This window comes from Aestuarium sp., from assembly GCF_023253315.1.
In the GTDB taxonomy this organism is placed as follows: domain Bacteria; phylum Pseudomonadota; class Alphaproteobacteria; order Rhodobacterales; family Rhodobacteraceae; genus Marivivens; species Marivivens donghaensis.
On sequence record NZ_JALRGW010000024.1, the window covers coordinates 1 to 16,711 of the forward strand.

At 52.6% G+C, this 16,711-nt stretch carries 19 protein-coding genes and 1 tRNA gene; 10 read left to right on the plus strand and 10 right to left on the minus strand.

Annotated features, from left to right (window positions below; all coding sequences use genetic code 11):
- Window positions 1–219, plus strand: a 219-nt coding sequence (locus tag AC1QQ2_RS11435; protein ID WP_479713228.1) for a hypothetical protein, incomplete at its 5' end; no start/stop codon positions are given.
- A 444-nt stretch (window positions 220–663) separates the two neighbouring features.
- Here the strand turns inward: AC1QQ2_RS11435 and AC1QQ2_RS11440 are convergent.
- On the minus strand, window positions 664–888 hold the full coding sequence (locus AC1QQ2_RS11440; RefSeq protein ID WP_479713258.1) for a hypothetical protein: 225 nt from the start codon (window positions 886–888) through the stop codon (window positions 664–666).
- Between AC1QQ2_RS11440 and AC1QQ2_RS11445 the strand changes: the two genes are divergently transcribed.
- Window positions 806–2,350 (plus strand): fibronectin type III domain-containing protein, encoded by a 1,545-nt coding sequence (locus AC1QQ2_RS11445; protein WP_479713256.1) that lies wholly within the window; start codon window positions 806–808, stop codon window positions 2,348–2,350. The genes AC1QQ2_RS11440 and AC1QQ2_RS11445 overlap by 83 nt on opposite strands.
- Before the next feature lie 289 nt (window positions 2,351–2,639).
- Here AC1QQ2_RS11445 and AC1QQ2_RS11450 read toward each other — a convergent pair whose 3' ends face one another.
- The gene (locus AC1QQ2_RS11450; RefSeq protein ID WP_479713229.1) at window positions 2,640–4,454 is read right to left on the minus strand and encodes a DEAD/DEAH box helicase; all 1,815 of its coding nucleotides are present in this window, start codon (window positions 4,452–4,454) and stop codon (window positions 2,640–2,642) included.
- A gap of 391 nt (window positions 4,455–4,845) precedes the next feature.
- Here AC1QQ2_RS11450 and AC1QQ2_RS11455 point away from each other — a divergent pair, with 391 nt between their 5' ends.
- Window positions 4,846–5,382 (plus strand): recombinase family protein, encoded by a 537-nt coding sequence (locus tag AC1QQ2_RS11455; protein ID WP_249944841.1) that lies wholly within the window; start codon window positions 4,846–4,848, stop codon window positions 5,380–5,382.
- Between the two features lie 562 nt (window positions 5,383–5,944).
- Window positions 5,945–6,988, plus strand: coding sequence for an alginate lyase family protein (locus tag AC1QQ2_RS11460; protein WP_479713230.1), 1,044 nt, complete (start codon window positions 5,945–5,947; stop codon window positions 6,986–6,988).
- A 57-nt stretch (window positions 6,989–7,045) separates the two neighbouring features.
- Here the strand turns inward: AC1QQ2_RS11460 and AC1QQ2_RS11465 are convergent, their stop codons facing one another.
- A complete protein-coding gene (locus AC1QQ2_RS11465) occupies window positions 7,046–8,152 on the minus strand; it encodes a tyrosine-type recombinase/integrase (RefSeq protein ID WP_479713231.1) in 1,107 nt (368 codons plus the stop codon).
- A gap of 42 nt (window positions 8,153–8,194) precedes the next feature.
- Window positions 8,195–8,268 (minus strand) — tRNA-Gly (locus AC1QQ2_RS11470).
- A gap of 143 nt (window positions 8,269–8,411) precedes the next feature.
- On the opposite strand from AC1QQ2_RS11470, the gene AC1QQ2_RS11475 reads away from it, so the two are divergent.
- Entirely contained in the window at window positions 8,412–8,807 is a 396-nt protein-coding gene (locus AC1QQ2_RS11475) for a hypothetical protein (RefSeq protein WP_158664535.1), read from the plus strand.
- Here AC1QQ2_RS11475 and AC1QQ2_RS11480 read toward each other — a convergent pair whose 3' ends face one another.
- The 3 genes from AC1QQ2_RS11480 to AC1QQ2_RS11490 form a co-directional block, all read right to left on the minus strand.
- Window positions 8,808–9,455 carry an SOS response-associated peptidase gene (locus AC1QQ2_RS11480; protein WP_479713232.1) on the minus strand — a complete coding sequence of 216 codons (648 nt, stop codon included), beginning with the start codon at window positions 9,453–9,455 and terminating at the stop codon, window positions 8,808–8,810.
- Between the two features lie 11 nt (window positions 9,456–9,466).
- Entirely contained in the window at window positions 9,467–9,775 is a 309-nt protein-coding gene (locus tag AC1QQ2_RS11485) for a DnaJ family domain-containing protein (protein WP_105235482.1), read from the minus strand.
- Between the two features lie 85 nt (window positions 9,776–9,860).
- A complete protein-coding gene (locus tag AC1QQ2_RS11490) occupies window positions 9,861–11,423 on the minus strand; it encodes a bifunctional metallophosphatase/5'-nucleotidase (protein WP_479713233.1) in 1,563 nt (520 codons plus the stop codon).
- A gap of 169 nt (window positions 11,424–11,592) precedes the next feature.
- Here AC1QQ2_RS11490 and AC1QQ2_RS11495 point away from each other — a divergent pair, with 169 nt between their 5' ends.
- The 3 genes from AC1QQ2_RS11495 to arsC are packed head-to-tail and all read left to right on the plus strand — an operon-like array spanning window position 11,593 to window position 13,309.
- On the plus strand, window positions 11,593–11,925 hold the full coding sequence (locus AC1QQ2_RS11495; protein ID WP_105235484.1) for a DUF952 domain-containing protein: 333 nt from the start codon (window positions 11,593–11,595) through the stop codon (window positions 11,923–11,925).
- The gene (locus AC1QQ2_RS11500) at window positions 11,922–12,974 is read left to right on the plus strand and encodes a quinone-dependent dihydroorotate dehydrogenase (RefSeq protein ID WP_479713234.1); all 1,053 of its coding nucleotides are present in this window, start codon (window positions 11,922–11,924) and stop codon (window positions 12,972–12,974) included. The genes AC1QQ2_RS11495 and AC1QQ2_RS11500 overlap by 4 nt, the downstream gene beginning before the upstream one ends.
- A complete protein-coding gene (arsC, locus tag AC1QQ2_RS11505) occupies window positions 12,971–13,309 on the plus strand; it encodes an arsenate reductase (glutaredoxin) (protein ID WP_479713235.1) in 339 nt (112 codons plus the stop codon). Before AC1QQ2_RS11500 ends, arsC begins: the two co-directional genes overlap by 4 nt.
- On the opposite strand, the gene AC1QQ2_RS11510 is transcribed toward arsC, so the two are convergent.
- The 3 genes from AC1QQ2_RS11510 to AC1QQ2_RS11520 are packed head-to-tail and all read right to left on the minus strand — an operon-like array spanning window position 13,306 to window position 15,552.
- Window positions 13,306–14,604, minus strand: coding sequence for an MATE family efflux transporter (locus AC1QQ2_RS11510; RefSeq protein WP_479713236.1), 1,299 nt, complete (start codon window positions 14,602–14,604; stop codon window positions 13,306–13,308). The two genes, arsC and AC1QQ2_RS11510, sit on opposite strands and share 4 nt — an antisense overlap.
- The gene (locus AC1QQ2_RS11515; RefSeq protein WP_479713237.1) at window positions 14,597–15,100 is read right to left on the minus strand and encodes a PaaI family thioesterase; all 504 of its coding nucleotides are present in this window, start codon (window positions 15,098–15,100) and stop codon (window positions 14,597–14,599) included. The genes AC1QQ2_RS11510 and AC1QQ2_RS11515 overlap by 8 nt, the downstream gene beginning before the upstream one ends.
- The gene (locus tag AC1QQ2_RS11520) at window positions 15,097–15,552 is read right to left on the minus strand and encodes a PaaI family thioesterase (RefSeq protein ID WP_479713238.1); all 456 of its coding nucleotides are present in this window, start codon (window positions 15,550–15,552) and stop codon (window positions 15,097–15,099) included. The genes AC1QQ2_RS11515 and AC1QQ2_RS11520 overlap by 4 nt, the downstream gene beginning before the upstream one ends.
- Window positions 15,553–15,688: 136 nt before the next feature.
- On the opposite strand from AC1QQ2_RS11520, the gene AC1QQ2_RS11525 reads away from it, so the two are divergent.
- Window positions 15,689–16,057 (plus strand): MerR family transcriptional regulator, encoded by a 369-nt coding sequence (locus AC1QQ2_RS11525; protein ID WP_105235490.1) that lies wholly within the window; start codon window positions 15,689–15,691, stop codon window positions 16,055–16,057.
- Between the two features lie 199 nt (window positions 16,058–16,256).
- Complete coding sequence (locus tag AC1QQ2_RS11530) at window positions 16,257–16,676, plus strand: MerR family transcriptional regulator (RefSeq protein ID WP_479713239.1); 420 nt, start codon at window positions 16,257–16,259, stop codon at window positions 16,674–16,676.
- Window positions 16,677–16,711 lie beyond the last annotated feature (35 nt).

Below are 16,711 nucleotides of genomic sequence, written 5' to 3' on the forward strand. Positions count from 1 at the left end.
ATGCAAGCAGTGTCGTTAAGACATGAAGCGTGGTTACGACTGACCGAAAGCGGAACACACGGTCACCTTATCATGCCAATCCTTGTTCATATCTTGGATGAGAGTGGCTCTTCCCCGCTAGAAATCCCCCAAGAAGAACTAGATCAAGTTCTCGACGATGCAGCTGAAGCAATTCCCAATACAGTTATCAATATCTTCCGCTACTGGCGTTCGAAATAGTGTGTCGTAACCTGTACAGCTTCAGATTTTGTTTACACTGAAGGTATATCGGGCGACATTCTTTACAATGCATTTCTAAAGTTGATTTGGTAGCCTAATGCCCCAGAAGCCCCTTGTTGACCTTACCAAGATGTCCCCACCTGAGTTTGCCCAATATGTGATGCAAGCAGATGTTGGTGAGAGAATGGTCTACATGAGGAAAAGACAGGGTGAATCTACACCATTGAAACGTGAGACATTGTACCTTTACGAAGGTGGGTATGTGCTACTGACACAGCGGCGCTGCGAAAAGCCTAACGACAAAGAGTTCGAATACATCGCTACACGAACGAAGAAGGTGGCAAAGAAAATCGGTGCTTAATCGAAAATCTTACTGTTGCCGTGGAAGATGTAACCAGCCTTCCTGAGTGACTTCACTAAGAAGAACCATCGACATGGAAGATGTCATACTTTGCGGAGAGATAGCTTGAAGATTTTATCGGTTTTATGTTTTTCCATTATAGCAATAGTGGCATCACAGGCCGCATTCGCTTCTTGCAATGGGAACAACCCACCTACCATCACATCTGTTAATCCTGCATATGGCTTGATCTCAGGCGGTACCGTTGTAACGATTTCAGGCACTTCACTTGGCTGTGTTAGTGTGAGTTTTGATAACGTTGCAGCCACTAATGTCACTGCCAGCGGTACAACAGTGACCGCCACAAGCCCATCAGGGGCGCAAGGAGTGGTTTCCTTAAAGGTCACCAACCCGAATGTAGGGCTTAACGCCAACGCATTTGATACTGTGCAATTTAATTATATCACTACCCCGACAGCACCTTCATCAGTAGTTGCGACGGGTGGTAACAACCAAGTTTCTGTAACTTTCTCTGCTCCGACTGACAACGGTGGGTCAGCGATTACAGACTACGACTACCAACTTGATGGTGGGTCGTGGGTGAGTGCTTCCACCACAAGCAGCCCTATTGTGATTACAGGTCTGACCAATGGCACCAGCTACTCCATTAAGCTCCGTGCAGTGAATGCTGCTGGGGATGGAACAGCCAGCATTGCAGTTCAAGTGACAACGCCTTCTCCTCAATCTGCATTTGATGCAGTCAAAGATGAAGTAGTGTCGCAGGTTCAAGCCGTAGCGCTTCAAAACTTGCGCAATAGTATTCAGGAAACGACTGATTTCATGTTCTCTACTCGTGATAGGTTTATTGCTTCTAGGCGCATGGACGAAACATCCGTGCTCTCAAGTCGGAATAATGTCCCGTTCGATATTGAAGGGTCTACATCGGTATCTACGAGTTCAGCGAATATTGATGGCAGCTTCTTTGGGCAGTTTGGTGACTTCGACGGAACCTACAGACGCATCACATCTGGAGATTTCAATCTTCAAAGGGATGAAGGTGGGAATACCACTGCTGCTTTGTCGGGCCGTATCGCTTGGGAATACCTAACATCAGACACGGCAATGTTAGGATGGTTCGTTGGTGCCGAATACGTTCAGTCTGACTTGAACGGTACATTCTCGGGTGACCAAACATCCTTTGGAGCTTCAATCGGCGGGTACTTTGTCTCAGAACTTCAGGATCAGCTATACCTAGATGGTCACCTGACACTGAAGCAAAACGAGCATGACTTAATGCTATCAAATGGCATGTTGGACCTAGAAAGCATTTATCACAGCACCACGGTTCTGGGGGGACTGACGCTTACAGGCGTATCAATGATTGATGAGAGTTCAGAACTCTGGCCAACACTTTCCATCAATGCTGCCCAGTCTGATCTAGGAACGATTGGCTTTACGGGTACGGCCTATGGCCTCACGGATAGCACACTCTCAATGGATGGCGGTGCCGTATCATATGCAGATGTGTCCGTTGCACCTAAGTACCGTGTAGCCATGGACGGCCAGACACTGGCAAACAGTCTTCTGGTTGCTACGGTGACACCTAAAGCCATGTGTGAGTACACAGAGCTTGGCAGCATAGCCTCTCGCAATTGTGGTACTGGCGTTGGTCTGGGCATCCTAGGCACAACAGACGATGGCAATGGTACCCTTGAGCTAGAACTAGGGCTGGACAATATCGGAGGTGTTACTCGCCATTCGATGGCTCTGAGTGCTGATCTGCGGTTCTGATTAGCGTCTTTTGCGAGTTTAAACCTAGGGGCGGCCTTCGGGTCGCCTCTTTTCGTTCAACGACACCAACAAGTATGTCTGGTCGTATCATCCTATCGCTTCAAAATACCTAAGCGGCTTGATCACAAGCCTCTCACTTCATCATGATAAAACGACAAGAATTATAATATACTAATCAGTTTAGATTCCGTAAAATGTACAGATTACCAATAGGGTACTTCTTGTATATTTATACATTTTTGGTGTCGTTAACTGGTAGAGTTAAAGGGCTATCGATAGAGCCGTCAGGCTATTTACCAAGCCGCTTGAAGTGTCCTGTTCGACCTCTACCACGTTCACCTGCTACAAATTGATACCCAAGCATCACCAGGTCCCAGTCGTTCTCGAGGATATGTCGATAGCCCCTGAGTTTGAAGCCTACTGCCTGTTCTACCTCGGTGAACGGAACGTCTTCTTTAGGGTGTCGTTCCCTCAAGTAGTTGATGATCTGAGGAATGCGACCAGTGGGTTTGTCGGCGTCGATGTTGGGGTATTCTAGTAGACCTGTCTTACAATCACGGTATTGGGCAGCAAGACGTTCAAAGTAGTTGGCAGAACAAAGGACATAAGCTGTCATAGAGTCGGCTATCGCATTGTCGTCAATTGCACGAACTCTTCCACGACCAATTTGCTGCATCATCGTGTCGATAATCTGAGCATCCCTGATGCGTTGGTAGTTCCCTGCGAGTTTACCACGATTTGCTTCAGCTAAAGCCTCGTCGGTAACTGGTTCATTAGCCAAAGTATGGAACCGTTGCACCGAGACCTGCTGCGGTTTGTAGTCTTCCCAGAGATAAACGACCGCTTCGCAATCCTTAAACTGATTAGAGCCGACAGACCTTGCGTGGGTTGATACCTGTACCGTCTTGCCATGTTTGGTTGTCGTGATCGGGAGGTTTGCAATTTCCCCTTTTTGCGAGATGCCGAGGTATTCTCGAAGACAGGTCTCAAGGACTTGCTTGGGGACAGTAAGGTAAACTGTTGTTTCTGGGATTTCTGATAGCACCCAATCAACATAGGTTGTTACCTCGTTCTTGTGACGCCCCCATATTCTGTACTGCCCGTCAAATGAAGGGGCCGTTAGGCGCACAAGCTTTAAGTTTTGATAGCTCGGCGGCGTCCAATAATGCTTGACGCCTTGGCTTTGGGTAAACGGACCAGCAATGTCGTAGACCATGCCCCCCGTGGCACTGAGAATGACTGTCTTATCGAGGCGTGGGATACCGAGCAGAGCCGCAGAGAACACTGGGTCGTATCTCTTGGCATCAATTGCGCCCTTGGTCAGGAATACCAACCCGACAAGCAAAGCCTCGCAAAACAGCTGTACAGCCCTCATACACTCCATATCATCTATGGTCTGACTGTACCTCTTCAAATCAAGCTGATTGGCAATTTCCTCAACCCAAGACTTGTCGTCGATCGAGGTGGGTGCAAGGTACTTTGCTGCCGATTGTCTCAGGTTTCGGTCAAGATCAGATGCATAATCTGCAAGCTCATTAAATGCTTCAGCAGAGATATTGTTACGTGTCGCCCAACTCCGTGCTTGCAGAATGTGCTCTAGCTTAAGGGTCGCCTCTCCTGTGGCATAGATAGCCTCATCTACAATGAACAGGTCACGATCATCCAACTTCTCTGGGTTGCTGGTGACAAATTGGTGGGTCAGGACGACGACCTGTTTCTTAAGTTCTTCGGCTTTGTCTGTGAAGGAAATGTGATGGAAGTGCCCAACGACATCCTCCCCTATTTGTCTCGCTAACTGTGCAAAGACGTTATCAACCGATTCAGTGTAGGGCGTCAGAAAGCAGATACGTTGTTCAGGGTATTTATGTACGACATCAACGATCCCCCAAATAGCACCTGTCGTTTTGCCTGACCCCGTCGGCATAGGCACATACAGTGGCCCTGTCTCATCGCCAGATGCCAGAGAGCCTATTGCGCCTGCTGTAATATGTGCCGAATGAACCTGCCAATCAGACAAATGGTCTAAGTCGCCATTTTGCTCCCTACGACGTTGAATGGCATCTTGGAACAGTCGGATTGGTCGCTTTTCATCTTCGTTTTGCATGTTCATGCCCAGCGCAATAATTGATCAAACAGTCAAAATATATTGAAGCCTGATCAAGAGACTGGGGTGGATTGCTTATGCTTGTCAAATGCTGATCTGTCGCATCAGGACAACGAAGCAGATTACCGCATTAGACGAAGTTACTGTTCGTCCTGCTTGATCATTTTCCACTGGCGGGATGTTAGGCACTTCACTAATCCTAAATGATGTCGCTTCTCTCTTTCTTGCTGATCGCTGATATGGATGAGGCTTACACATATAACCTGTCCCGCTTGGGTATACTCATCGAGGACACGACAATAGGACAGATATAGTGTCCGATTAGGGTAGCGAATCGTTTTATAAGACAGTATGATGTGAGTGTCTAAGACCCATATAGGACAGTTTCATCATGGCACAGTACGGCTACGCACGTGTGAGTTCGCAACTCCAAGACCTGACAATCCAAAGAGAGGCCCTCATGGCTGCTGGTTGTGATGTGGTCAGGGAGGAAAAGGTATCTGGAACAAGTCGAGATGGTCGCACGGAACTCGACACTCTGTTGCAGTTTATTCGTGAAGGTGACGTTCTGGTCGTTACCCGCCTCGATAGGCTTGCCCGTAGCATCTTGGACTTGTCGTCTATCGTTAAAGAACTTGAGGAAAAGGGTGCTTCACTGAAGGCCACGGAACAACCCGTAGACACTTCCAGTGCAGCAGGGAAAGCCTTCCTTCAGATGTTGGGGGTATTTGCTGAGTTCGAGACGAACCTACGTAAAGAACGACAGATGGAAGGCATCCTTAAGGCCAAGCAGCTTGGTGTCTACAAGGGTCGCCCTCAGAGTATTGATGCAGAACGTGTGAAGGCGATGAAGGCTGAAGGCATGTCCCCGACAGCGATTGCCCGTGAACTCAACATTGCACGGTCGTCAGTCTACAGGATGCTTTAACCTCAGGGCCACAGAGAGGCTCTTAGGGGGCCATAAAGTTTTGTAGTGCACGTAGTTGATTTGGTTCGAGATGCACCTTCATCGGGCCTCAGGATGCCTTGGGACCCTCCAAAAAATAGAGGATGAATCCGTCTGCGCTGGTTTCCCCCTCTACATCCGAGACAAGAAAATAGTTTCGGACAAAAAGACTTTCTCTGCTGATAAGCCTTCGAGGCAAAACAAGGGCTAGACTCAGGGCTAAATAATTTACTCATTTGGTTTCTTATTTAAAATTGATTGAACTGAATGAAATGACGCATTACGCTTTTTTCTAGCGTTGAAGTTATGCTACCCGTTAAAATTGAATTTTCAGTCAAAAATATTGGAGCGCAAAATGGTGATGCGTAGAAACCTGTGCCTAACTATGATAGCCTCGCTAACTATCAGCGGATGTGTAGATGACACACGCCAATCACCGAAGCAACAAAACTTGCAATATGACGTTGTCAGTCAACCTCGGACGGTCTTATCGAAAACAGACACGGAACGACTATGGTCTGCTTATCGGACTGCAGAAACCTGCATGGATCATACCGTTTACGGAGCAGGCCAAGGTTTTTCCATTGAGACCAAAAGCTCGATCTCATTTGAAAATTCACCTTGGCATAATCCTTTCTTTCGAGAGGAAGCTCTTGCAGGCTCCGCTAAGATTTCTGGTCGAAACCCTAATCCGATAATTATCGTGGATTTAGTTGAGGCATATGGAGAACGCTTGGGGGCTGTTGATTATGCAAGGCAGTGGTTTACGAACGCCAATCAACTAATGCTTAGAGAAACAAATATACAATCACGAGAGCAGGTCAAGCAGGTTCTATTAGACTGGGCCAGCCAAGATGCATTGTCAAAAGGCATCCACGTATCTTGGGGCACTAAACCAGTTGATTGGCAAATAATGTCTCTTATTAGCTCCATATTAGTTTCAGCATCAATTATTGGCCCCGATTTAACCCCGAACGAAAGAGTCCTGATCGGGCAGTGGCTAAACCCCTTGGTCCGAGACGTAGCAAAAAGTAGCTGGAGGCACCGCCAAGATAATAAGGCATACATGGCTGCATATATCACGCTTGTATGGGGATATATGACCTCTGACCATCAAGCAATTCAAAGCGCAATCAATGTTTATAAGACTGCAATCAACGATATGAGGCCCGATGGGAGCTTTCCAATCGACAGTCAGCGTGGAGGGATGGGTTTAAAATACAATGCAGACGCCCTAGGGTATCTTGTAATGATTGCAGCATTGGTTAAGAAAAATTCAAATCAAGACCTTTATGACTTTAGCGTAGATGGACGCAGTATACATAATGCAGTAGTGTTTGTTGCTAACGGCATTAAAAATCCATCCGAAACAAATCAAATATATGCAATATCTTGCCCAGATTCTGGTGATAGATGGGGAAGTATATCTCAGCCGAGCTTATATTTCAAAGAAGCCTCAACCTACCTGTCAGTATATGCATGGCATAATCCAAATGAAGAAATATCGGGATTCATTAGAAATTATTACGGCAATAATAAAACACCGTCAGAAGTCTTTGGAGCTGCACCTGTTTATTTAATTAGATAAGTGCTTCGATTATTTACTTTATAAATTGATTTAAGCATCAGTATGTCCATTCTACATTTACGAGAGAGCCACTTTTGACAACCATTTACGCAACTGTTCAACGTCGTAGCCTTGCCCGTACTTTGATCCCATTGTATTGATTGAGGACCACCCCCCAATCTGATCAATCATCTCCAATGGCGCTTCTACTGCTCGAAGTCGATCCCTCATGGTGTGACGAAGGCAATGAGCAGTAAGACCATTAAATCTACCTTTAATCCACTTATTCAGGGCATTGCTGGCGTGAGTAGACACAAAACCATCAGGCTTGAAATACTGAGGGAAAACATATCGCCCATCAGAGCCTCGTAGAGCCTCTCTCATGGCCCTTTCAGCATAGCCCACCAACGGAAGGCTCCGTTCACTACCTGTCGTCTTCAGCCGTCTGTGTGGGTGTGGGCGGATATGGATAATGTTCTTTTCCAGATCGACATCTTCGACCCTAAGGCCAACCACCTCTCCAATACGACACCCAGTTTCGCCTAGGATTGGGAAGAGGACACGGACATGGCTGTTAGAGCATAGTGCTTCAACATATCCCTCACCGAGTTGATCAATCGAGAAAGTCCCTCTCTTCTTCCGATCCTTCCCTTCACCTCTAATAACCACCCTCGTGAAAGGATTGCGCTTATCCACGTCTAGTTCGGCATACGCATAGTTAAGAATTGCCGAGATACTATTTATTCGTCGTCGTATTGTTGACGTGGATACGCCCCTATCCTCTAATGCTTGTACGAACGCCCGTGCATCATCTCGTGTGTAGCCTTCTACACATATATCGCCAGACACGGACGACAAAAGTTGAACTGCTAAACGAGGTGATAGTTCATCAATATCTTTGAGGTGAACGTATTCTTTAGCAATCTCAGACAAAGTGAAGGTTCGAGGTTTGATTGGTCTTATGAGCCTTTGAAAGTCTACGACCACACCAGTTCTAAAACTCGCATCAAGAATATCCGTCATCCGTACGGCTAACGCTCTAGCTTGTCTTTCATCTGAACCAAGATTCAGTCTTATCACTGAACCGTATGCACTTTTAAGTGGTTCTGGCACCCGCCTGTTGTAGTAGAAATTGTTACCTCGGGAAAAAGTGTGCTGAATGTGTGACAAAACTTGCGCTCCCATTTTGTGGAAACACGATATATTTCAGCAACTTAGTGGGATTCTTGGAGCGGGTGACGGGAATCGAACCCGTGTCATCAGCTTGGAAGGCTGAGGTCTTACCATTACACAACACCCGCGTGCAGGACCATATAGTCCAGCCTTTAGGGGAAGTTCAAGACGCAGTTTTCAGCCTTTTTCGCGCCTTATTTCTGCCGAATTACCTACCTAATCGTATACGTGATGCTCCGAATGGGAGCGTATTTCATTTATGGAGGCGATGATGCTTCGAATTGCTATGCTCGCGTCTGTGGCGGTTCTCTCGACGGCTACGATGCTCAATGCCGATAGTGAACAAACCTATCAAACTGTGGTTATCACCGATTTCGGGTTCTTCCCGCTTACCACTTACGTTGATCCAGGCGAAATTGTTCAATTCAATAACCAAGCTGACAACGCCCGCGTGATCAGCGCGATCCCGTTTGAGGACAGCCAAATCGTTCAATGGACCAGCCCTTCGCTGGAAAAAGGTGAAACCTTCCTCATTCAAGTGAACGCAGACACTGTGCTCGAATTCACATCGTCGCTTGCCGAAGAAGAACAGCACGGCGCTTTCAGCTTTGATGAACCCCCGATCGAAGAAGCACCGGACACCACCACGTCCAGCGGCAACAACTGATCATTCGTCTTCGATCAGTGGCTCGATCAGTTCTGGTCCTGTCGCACGATTCGAATTGACGGCTTTGGACACCCGCCGAAGGGAAAGGACCCCTTCTTTGGCGGGTGTCATCAATTTTGCTGCCCCATGTCCCGCTTCACCGAGCCATAGTGCCCAGTCATCAGGCGGCAGGATTAGTGGCAAACGGTGGTGGATCGGCGCCATATCCGCATTGGCATCGGTGGTGACAATCGCGCAGGTCGCCTGATCGCCCCACGTCTGCCAGATCCCGCCAAACACCATCGGCGCACCATCGGTTCGCGTCACCCAATAGGGCAGCGGCGTATCGCCATCACGGTGCCATTCGTAAAACCCATCCGCGGCGATGAGGCAGCGCCTTTGGCGGCAAGCCTCACGAAAGGCGGGCTTTTCCGCAATGGTCTCGGCGCGGGCATTGATCAACAATGGGCCGCCGTTCGGTTTGTCATACCACGACGGAATGAACCCCCAGCGCATTGGCCGCAAATGCCGCACGTTATCGTGGCTGGTCACTGCCGCGATGATGGTTGTCGGACAAACGTTCCAGTTCGGTTCATCCGCTGGCAATGTGTTGGACTTGGCCGCAGAGAACATCTGCGCCATCGCATCATGGGGCAGCGTGATCGCCATACGCCCACACATTAGCGGGCGAAAGCCTTGCGCGACAGATCAATCCGCGCCTCAAGCATCGACATATCCTTGAGCAATTGATGCCGCCGCGTGCGGTCCGACTCTTCGGCCAATTCCTCACGCAGTTTGCGCAACTCACGACCCAAGGTAACGAACTCTGGCACAGCGCCATTTTCGCGGATCACCCGATTGATCAGAGCGTTTTCAGGATCATCACAGGGCGGTAAAGGTTTCCCCGCGCCTTCGAGGTTGTCAAAGGCACCGTCTTTTTCCGCTTCGGCGATGCGGGCGTTGATCAGGTCGAGCAAGGGATGATCCATACCAGCAGTGTGCCACCCTCCCCCGCAAACGAAAAGCCCCCGCCGCATCCGGCAGGGGCCAAGTGTTTAGACAGTGAGGCCAGGATTATTCGCCAACAACCGTGATACGACCGTCAGTGTATGGGGTGAACGGCGATTGCGCGGCCAGGTATTCCGCCAGCACGTCAGCAAGGTCAGGACCAAAGTCATAGACGTTCGCCGCATTGACAAACATGCCATAGCCGTCGCCACCGTTACGCACGTAGTTGTTCGACACAACGCCGTAGGTCGCAGCCGCATCAATCGGCGCACCTGCAACCATCACGTCCGACACACGCTCGCCCGCTGGTTTTGACGGATCAACGGTAAAGCTCATGCCTGCGACCTGCGGGAAACGGCCTGCGCCTTCTTCCCACTGGCTCGCACCGTTTTCGAGAGCTGCAACCATCGTCTCGCCCGACACTTGGAAGGTCGAAAGCGTGTTCTGGAACGGCAGAACGGTCAGCACTTCGCCCATGGTGACAGGGCCCGCATCGATCGACGCACGAATACCACCGCCGTTTTGGATTGCGATCTGGATGCCCTGATCTGCAACACGCTCGAGCATCGCGTCAGCAATCAATGACCCCATCGCGCATTCGCGGGCACGGCAGTCTTCACGCACGCCAACGATTTCGGTCGCGGTTTCAGCCACAACGCGGTTGCGCACTTCTTCGAGCGGAGCCGCCAGTTCGCCGATACGCGCAACAACCGCTGCATCTTCTGCAACTTCGCCGTTGATCAGGATCGGTTGACCCGAAGCCTCGGTCAGGTTGCCGTCGTCGTCAAAGGTGACGTTCAATTCGCCAAGGAACTTGCCGTAAGCATAGGCCGACACAATCGCGGTGTTGTTCACCATGGTCGGATACGGGCCTTCGGCTTTGTCCATGTCACCCAACAAGGTGTTCGAGTGACCACCAACGATCACGTCAACGCCTGTGGTTTCAGCCGCAACGCGTTGGTCCACTGAATAGCCAGAGTGGGACAGAACGATGATCTTGTTCACGCCCTCAGCGGTCAGTTTATCAACCTCGCCCTGAACCGCATCCACAGGATCGGTAAAGATCACGTTCGGACCGGGGCTTGCGAGTTCGTCCGTGTCATGCGGTGTCAAACCGATCAGGCCGATCTTTTCGCCGCCACGTTCGATCACGGTCGACTTCAGCAGTTTGTCCGACAGCAGTGCCTCGCCCGAAAAATCGGCGTTCGACATCAGCACGGGGAATTCAACGCTATCCATAAATCCGCGCAGAACTTCGGGGCCGTCATCGAATTCGTGGTTACCAACGGTCATACCGTCATAACCCAAGAGGTTCATGAACTCCGCAGCCATCGCGCCCTTATAGAAGGTGTAGAACAGCGTGCCTTGGAACTGGTCGCCGCCGTCAACGAGGATAGAGTTGTTCGACCGGGCGCGAGCCTCGGCCACTGCCGTCACCAGACGCGCAGTGCCACCGAAACATTCACCCGCGGTGTTGTCCTCTGCAGAGCAGGTCGAATCGTATTTGCTGATCGGTTCAAAGCGAGCGTGGAAATCGTTCGTGTGCAAAATGGTCAGCGAATAATCCGCCATTGCTGCGCCGGCAGACAGCGCAAGAGCACAAGACGATGCTAGAATACGTGTAATCATTGGGATCCCCCTGGTTGATATTCGATCAGCTTGGGCAGAACTGACTATTGAGTCAAATATTGCCTGCATCCTTTCGACCTATTCCCGCCACGTAACAGGCTGGTGTCAGATGCCTGCCCGAAATTGATGCACTCTTGACCAAATCGGGGGACAAAGGCATCACCGCGCCATGCTGATCTACAAAATCTTCCGCGCCCCAGAGTGGGCAGAGCTGCAGGCCAAGGGCGAAACCCTCGGTGCGCCGATCGACGTGATCGACGGCTATGTGCATTTTTCCACCGCTGAACAGGCCCAAGAAACCGCCGCGAAGCACTTCGCTGGCGAGGACGGTCTGGTCCTTCTCGCGCTTGAGGCAGACAGCCTCGATCCGCTGGTCTGGGAGCCTTCGCGCGGTGGTCAGTTGTTCCCGCATCTCTACCGCCCCCTGCGGATGACCGATATTTTGTGGGACAAACCTCTGCCGCTTGTTGACGGCGCACATCAGTTTCCGGAGCTCGCATGACCCTGCTTGAACAAATCGGGATGCGCGTCCTGCGCTCCACCGACCCCGAAGTGGCGCATGGCCTCGCTCTGAAATCGCTTAACCTCGGCCTCGGCCCCAAGGCTGGCCCGTTCACCACGCCGCGCCTTGCCACCTCGGTTGCTGGCATGTCCCTGCCGAACCCTGTCGGTCTGGCCGCTGGGTTTGATAAGAACGCGACCGCACTGCACGCTTTGGCGAAATGCGGGTTCGGCTTTGTTGAGGTCGGCGCGATCACGCCGCGCCCACAGCCTGGCAACCCGAAACCCCGCCTCTTCCGTCTCACCGAGGATCAGGCCGCGATCAACCGCTTTGGCTTTAACAACGAAGGCATGGAGGCCGCAGCGACCCGCCTCGCCGCTCGTCCGCGTGGGGGCATCATTGGCCTCAACCTCGGCGCCAACAAGGACAGCGAAGATCGCGCGGCAGATTTCGCCCGCGTTCTGGCCCGCTGTGGTGCTCATCTCGATTTCGCGACGGTCAACGTCTCCAGCCCGAACACCGAAAAGCTGCGTGACTTGCAAGGCAAGGACGCGCTCGCAGCACTCTTGGCTGGTGTGATTGAGACGAACGCTGGTCTGGCAAAAACGCTACCCATCTTCCTCAAGATCGCACCGGATCTGACCCACGAAGAACTCGACGACGTGGCCGAAGTCGCCAATGCCTCTGGCATTGCGGGGATCATCGCGACGAACACGACGCTGTCGCGCGATGGTCTGCGGAGCCCGCACAAGGACGAAAAAGGTGGCCTCTCGGGGCAACCTGTCTTTGAAAAATCGACCCGCCTACTGGCGCGTCTGTCTGGACTGACCACCCTTCCGATCATCGGTGTCGGCGGCGTTGGCAGCGCTGAACAAGCCTATCAGAAAATCCGCGCTGGCGCGTCTGCTGTGCAGCTTTACACCGCGCTCGTCTACGGCGGCATCAGCCTCGCGGATGACATCGCACGGGGTCTGGACGCACTGCTGGCCCGCGACGGCTTTGCCAATGTTGCGGAGGCTGTCGGCACTGGACGGGGCGACTGGACATGATCAGCATCTGGCATAATCCCCGCTGTAGTAAGAGCCGCGAGACGCTCGCTCTTTTGACCGACAAAGGGATCGCGCCAGAGGTTCGTCTCTACCTCGACGATGTGCCGACGGCTGATGAACTGCGGTCGGCCCTCGCCACATTGGGCATGACGGCGGGTGAATTGGTGCGGCGCAAAGAGGCGCTGTTTAAGGAACTCGACCTCGCTAATGCCTACGACGATCAACTGATCGATGCGATGGTTGCCAATCCCAAACTGATCGAACGCCCCATCGTGTTTGCCAATGGTCGTGCCGCGCTTGGCCGTCCGCCTGAAAACGTGCTCGCAATCCTTTAGCGCGCTGCTCTTTCCAGCGCGGGGTAGCGGAGCGCAAGCGTCAGACCCCGTGCGCAATAGCTGACCATCATTGCCATCCAGAGCCCGTGATTGCCAAAGGCAGGCATTAGCGCTAGTGCGGAAACCAAATAGAACCCGAGCGACAGAATACTCATATTGCGCATGTCGCGGCTGCGGGTTGCGCCGATGAAAATGCCGTCGAACATGAACGCAGGCAGGCCAAGTATCGGTGCAACCGCCATATACGGCAGGTAAATCCGCGCTTCCTCGCGCACATCAGGTGCGGTGGTCAAAATGTCGATGATCGTGTCACCGCCCAACCAGAACCCTGCCGCCATCAGGACCGACGCCCCCAGCCCCCACGCTGAACTGCGCAACGCGGCCTGACGTAGCTCTGTCGGATCGCGCCGCCCAAAGGCCTTGCCCACCAGCGTTTCCGCCGCAAAAGCGAACCCGTCCAAGGCAAAGGCCGTGACGGAGGTGAACTGTAACAGCACTTGATTAGCCGCCAATGGCACGTCGCCGAACCCTGCGCCCCAAAAAATGAACAGCACGAAAACCGCGAGCAGTCCCAGCGAACGGATCAGAATATCGGTATTCACCGCCGCCATATTCTTTAGCCGCACAGGATCGAGGATCGCAGGCCAACCGACCTTTGTCCGCAGTGCATCACGGCAAAGCCATAGGCCCAGCGCCAACCCCAGCCATTCCGCGATAAAGGTCGCGCCAGCAACGCCAGCCACACCCCAGCCGAGGCCCAAGACGAACAGAACATCGAGCAGGATATTCGCCCCGTTCATCACGATCTGAAGGAGGAGCACCGCCCGCGTCCGCTCTGCCGCGATCAGCCAACCATTCACCGCATAGAGCGCAATCGCCGCTGGGGCCGACCACACACGCACCGACATGTAATCATGAGCCAGCGCCTCTACCCCGATACTTCCCGGCGAGAGGTAGAGCGAAAGCGCGAATATGGGCATTTGCAGCAGGATAATGACCGCCCCAAATCCACCGCCCAGCAGTAGCCCGCGAAAGAGAAGCGCCGAAACCTCGCCGGTGTGCCCTGCCCCGATCGCTTGGCTCGTGAGGCCCGTGGTCCCCATCCGCAGAAACCCGAACACCCAGTAGATCGAGGTGAGGATCATCGCACCAATAGCCACGGCGCCGATAGGCTCTGCCGCGCCCAACTGACCGACCACGCCCGTATCGACCAGCCCCAACAAAGGGACCGTCACATTGGCGAGGACGATAGGAACGGCGATCTTGAGGATGCGCCGATGGCTCAGGTCAGCCATTTCTGGACGGCATGAGGAAATGCCCTGTGGCCTGCGCAAAGAGACGCGACCGATTGTCCTGCCAGCCTTCGACATGAACGCTCGCGTAACGGCGGCCCGACCTGTTGATCGTCGCCCGTGCATAGGCATCACGCGGCAGACCCGACCGCAAGTAATCCACGGTGAAATCAATGGTCTTAGGCAAACGGATCGGCGCATCACCCAGTTGGAAATCTGGGGCAGAGCCGCTTTCCATCTCTTGCCACATCATCCCCCACGCCAATTCGATCAGCGCCGTGGTTTCGAGGAATGCAGCCGTCACGCCACCATGGATCGCTGGCAACATCGGGTTGCCGATCAGTTTGTCGTCAAACGGCAGAATTGCGGTCAATTCATCGCCACGACGGTCAAACTGGATGCCAAGGAACTGAATGTAGGGCACGCCACTGACCAGCTTTTCCAAGGCCGCATCGCGGCGCTGTTTGATCACCTGAACGGGTTCTGGTTTGCGCATCATTTGCCCCCCTTACTGCCGTCGACCGTAAAGGCCCCTGTCGCCGTGGCCACAGGCCGCGCTGTGTCCTCATCCGTCGCGGTCGCGCGCACAAAGGCCACGCTGCGGGTCACGTGATAGCATTCCGCCGTGGCAGTGATCTTTTGACCGGGGGTGGCAGGGCGCATGTAATCAATCCGCAAATCCAAGGTCGCCGTCCCACCCCCACAGGACGGATGGCTCATCACCGCCGCCCCACCGCAGGTGTCCATCAGTGCGGACACCGCACCACCGTGAATCACGCCCGTTTCGGGGTCGCCAATGAACCGCGTGTCATAATCCATCTCAATCGTCGCCATCCCATCCCCGATAGCTGTCATCCGCATCCCCAATGCCTTTGCGTGTGGCAGGGTCGCGATGAACTGGTCGGCAAGCCGAGCCTTGCGTTCTTGATGGTCTTGCGGTGCGTCAGTCATGAGCATTCCTTTCGGTTGCTCCATTGGTTCACGATCCAGAGCAAACGCGCAAGACTTGGTCTTAGATTTACCGTCGCGTCAGGAGCGGTTGCCCATCGTTTTTTTTCGCCCTAGTGTAGCCGCAAGGGAGAGATAGATGCCGGATACACGTCTGACATTCAAAGAAATGTGCGCGAAGTTCGATGTAACGCCGCGGACCCTACGCTATTACGAATATATCGAACTCATCTCCCCTGTTCGCGAAGGTCGGTCACGGTTCTACGGGGCCCGCGAGATCGCCCGAATGACGCTGATCCTACGTGGCCGCCGCTTTGGTTTTGCGCTCGAAGACATCCGTCAGTGGCTGTTGATCTACGAAAAAGAAGGCACCGACGCGCAGATGCGCCGCTGGGTCGAAATGGCGAATGGTCAGCTCGCTGAATTGGCAGAGCAAAAGATCCAGCTTGAACAGACCATCGCAGAGCTGGAATCACTCCGCGACGACACGCTGGCCTCGCTCGGCTAAACTGCCCCAAATTGAAAATTCGCGTTTCGCGTGTGGAAATTGATTTTCCGCACGCTCACATTATTTCGCCTTACGTAACGACAGCTTTAATGACCTTTCGTCATACTGAAAAATGACGCAGCGTTTCGTTTACGTTCTGGTAAACTTGGCTTGTATGGTGAAACTGTCTTTGCCGATTGCGCTACCATCACGTCAACGCATGAGTGAGACGAAAATGAACGAAACGAACAACCAGACCATGACCATCCGCGAGATGTGCGACGCCTACGACGTAACACCTCGCACTTTGCGGTTCTACGAGGCCAAAGAGCTGTTGTTTCCGATCCGTGACGGGCAAAAGCGCCTGTTTACCAAACGCGATCGGGCTCGCTTGAAACTGATCCTGCGCGGTAAGCGCTTCGGTTTCTCGCTGGAAAAAATCCGGCAGCTCCTCGACCTCTACGAACTGGACGACCAGCAAGAAACCCAGCTGGTTAAGACCTACGAAGTGGCCAAACAACATCTGGCCGAGATGGAGCAACAAAAGGCCGAGTTGGAAACCGCCATCGACGATCTCCGACAGCAGATCGAATGGGGTCGCCAACATCTGGCGAAATTACGCGCGGAACGGGCTGCTTAAGGCGCCCTTCCCACACCACCGGAGGAGAAGACCGC